Below are 3,241 nucleotides of genomic sequence, written 5' to 3' on the forward strand. Positions count from 1 at the left end.
CTACACTACTGCTTAGAGCGCGACATTCCATTTTTGTATGCTTCATCAGCCGCAACCTATGGCGATACCGATACCTTCATTGAAGAAAAAGAGTATGAAGGTGCGCTGAATGTATACGGCTATTCCAAGCAGCAATTTGATAACTATGTGCGCCGCATTTGGCAAGAAGCACAAGCACACGGTGAGACCCTTTCCCAAATTACCGGTTTTCGTTATTTCAATGTCTATGGCCCGCGTGAACAGCACAAAGGCTCAATGGCTTCTGTTGCTTTTCATTTAAATAATCAAATGAATGCGGGTGAAAACCCGAAACTGTTTGCTGGTAGTGAAACCTTCCAGCGTGATTTCGTTTATGTAGGTGACGTTGCGGCTGTGAATTTATGGTTTATGAACAGCGGAGTATCCGGTATTTATAACTTAGGTACTGGCAATGCTGAATCTTTCCAAGAAGTCGCTAAAGCCGTTATCAAGCACCATGGTAAAGGTGAGGTTGAAACCATTCCATTCCCAGAGCACTTAAAAGGTGCGTACCAAGAGTTCACCGAGGCCGATTTAACGAAATTGCGCGCCGCAGGTTGCCAGCATCAATTTAAGACGGTGGCTGAAGGTGTGGCTGAGTATATGACGTTGATTAATAAGTAGTGATGGCTGTAATCACCCCCTCCTAACCTCCCCTAAAAGGGAGAGGAACTAGTAAACACCTCTCCCTAAAAGGCAGTAACTAATAGATCTCTCCTCTCAATGGAAGACTAATATGGAGTGACGATTGGAAGAGGGAAGAATGAAAAATTGATCGTGTTTTTTAGACATATGAAAAGCATTTGCTGCTAACTCGTGGAGTATTGATGAATATATTAATGGCCTTATCTCAACTTGAGGTCACTGGGGCAGAGGTTTACGCCACAACCGCTGGCGATGAACTGACAAAGCGTGGGCATAAGGTATTTTATGTTTCCGATACGCTAACAAAACCTCACCAAGGGCTATTTTATAAACTCCGTTTTAATAAACGCAGTATTCCTCGCCGCTTTTGGCATGTGGGTTATCTTATTTATCTGATTAAGAAACACCATATCCAACTAGTGCATGCTCACTCTCGCGCCTCCAGTTGGAGTTGTCACATTGCTTGCAAATTAACAAATACGCCTATGGTCACCACAGTACATGGTCGTCAGCCTGTACACGCATCTCGTAAAAAATTTCACGCCATGGGTGACAAAGCACTACCGGTTTGTGAGGCCATTGAACAACAACTCATGACTGAATTGAATGTTCCACAAAGCTCGCTCGCCGTAAGCCGAAACGGCATTGAAACGCAAGAATTCACTTGGCAAAACGCTCCTCAAAATAGCAAACCCGTGGTCAGTATTATTGGTAGGTTAACCGGCCCCAAAGGGGATCTTTGCTATCGGTTGCTCGATGAGTGTTTAGACTCAGCAAAATACCAGATTCAGGTCATATCTGGCTCTAAAATTGAAGCGCGTTTTGATAAGTTTACTTCTGACGTTCACTTTCTTGGTTATTCACAAGATGTCGTCTCGATACTTGCTCAATCAGACTTAGTCATTGGGGCTGGCAGAGTGGCAATGGAATCTTTGCTGTGTGGACGGCCTACCCTGGCAATCGGTGAGGCAAGTGCAATTGGTATTGTCGATGACGATAATATCGCTGCGGCCATGGCAAGCAACTTCGGTGACATCGGGCCTAAAGATCTCGATATTGATTTTTCAAAAGTTAGTCAATATGTAGAACAAGGGTTAAAAACGCCGCACTGTTCACCACAAGTCAGTGAGATAATCCACAACAGCTACAGCTTAACCAATGTGGTCGATCAAATAGAAGATATTTATCAAACGGTTTATGTTGAAAAGCTGCGTAAAGAGATGCCGATTATTATGTATCATCGCTTTATTAAGGATGAAAGTGAAAAGGGCGTACATGGTACCTATCTGCATATTGACATGCTTGGAAAGCACTTCAACCTGCTAAAAAAAATGGGGTTTGAAACGCTAACCTTTAAAGATTTAGCGGATAAAGGGCTTATTCACCGCCTTGAATCAGGCAGGCGCTATATCATCTTAACGGTTGATGACGGCTATCAAGATAACTACGAATTGATGTTGCCGCTATTACGAAAATACGGTTTTAAAGCGGTTGTCTATGTAGTAACGGGGGAGGATTTTAACCGTTGGGATGTTGAAGTACCGAGCAACCCAGAAAAACCAGTGCCTTTAATGTCTCGTCAGCAAGTCAAAGCATTACACGATTCAGGGCTAGTTGAAATTGGCGGCCATACAATGACTCATCCATTTCTCAGCAAACTCAGTGAATCTGAACAGCGTAAAGAGATCTCACGCAATAAGCTTGAACTCGAAGAGCTACTAGGCGAACAACTGGTTTCTTTTGCATACCCCTATGGCGATCATGATGCGCACTCAAAACAGATCGTGCATCAATGTGGCTATCAATTTGCGGTTGCAACCAACAGCGGCCCATTGTTAATTCATCAAGATCCATATCAAATACGACGTATTGCTATTTTCCCTAAAACCGATGTGTTTGGCCTATGGCGCAAAGTGCGCGGTAATTATACGTTTCGTAAATTAGGAAACTAACTATGGCGTGCAAATAATAACAACTTTAGTTTATTAACCTAAGCTCATACTAAGGGATTGAATATGTCTGGTTTCTCTTTTATAGAAAAATTGCGTAATAAAATTAGGATTAAACCGAACAATCATATTCAGGTTGGTAAAAATACTCGAATCCGTTACTGTGACATTCACGTTAATGGTAAAAACAATCACCTTATCATTCATGATGGTGCTAATTTAAAAGGCGTCTCAATTGAGTTGAATGGTGAAAACTGTACCTTAGAAATCGGGACAAATTGTGTTATAGGGGAGAATTGCTTTTTCTCTTGCCGAGAACGTAATACTCAACTTGTTATCGGTGACAACTGTATGTTTTCACGTAATGTAAAGATAATGACCAGTGATGGCCATGATATATTGCGTGATGGGAAGCGTATCAATTTAGCTAAAAGTATTTATATCGGTTCACGAGTTTGGTTAGCCGATAACGTCACTGTATTAAAAGGCGTGTCAATTGGCAATGGTTCGATCGTTGGTATTAACTCAACAGTAACACATTTCGTTGCCGATAACTCAGCAGCAGCGGGTAATCCTGCTCGAGTTATCGCTGATTCTATAGTTTGGCAGGAAGAGTTGACTTTTTAAAC

The 3,241-nt window shown here is 42.1% G+C and carries 3 protein-coding genes; all 3 read left to right on the plus strand.

From position 1 onward, the window contains the following. Positions 1 to 642 (plus strand): NAD-dependent epimerase/dehydratase family protein (locus AACQ17_RS07935; protein ID WP_094167754.1); only part of this gene is annotated, 642 nt, incomplete at its 5' end. 203 nt (positions 643 to 845) lie between these two features. After that, positions 846 to 2,615, plus strand: coding sequence for a polysaccharide deacetylase family protein (locus AACQ17_RS07940; protein ID WP_094147328.1), 1,770 nt, complete (start codon positions 846 to 848; stop codon positions 2,613 to 2,615). 63 nt (positions 2,616 to 2,678) lie between these two features. After that, entirely contained in the window at positions 2,679 to 3,239 is a 561-nt protein-coding gene (locus tag AACQ17_RS07945) for an acyltransferase (RefSeq protein ID WP_170935185.1), read from the plus strand. Positions 3,240 to 3,241 lie beyond the last annotated feature (2 nt).

It is taken from the genome of Vibrio sp. V10_P2A27P122, assembly GCF_963874335.1.
GTDB classification, from domain to species: domain Bacteria; phylum Pseudomonadota; class Gammaproteobacteria; order Enterobacterales; family Vibrionaceae; genus Vibrio; species Vibrio anguillarum.

Bases quoted from the DNA above. Each gene is read 5' to 3' on its own strand.
- AACQ17_RS07940 (WP_094147328.1), top strand. From the start codon at position 846: ATGAATATATTAATGGCCTTATCTCAACTTGAGGTCACTGGGGCAGAG.
- AACQ17_RS07945 (WP_170935185.1), top strand. From the start codon at position 2,679: ATGTCTGGTTTCTCTTTTATAGAAAAATTGCGTAATAAAATTAGGATT.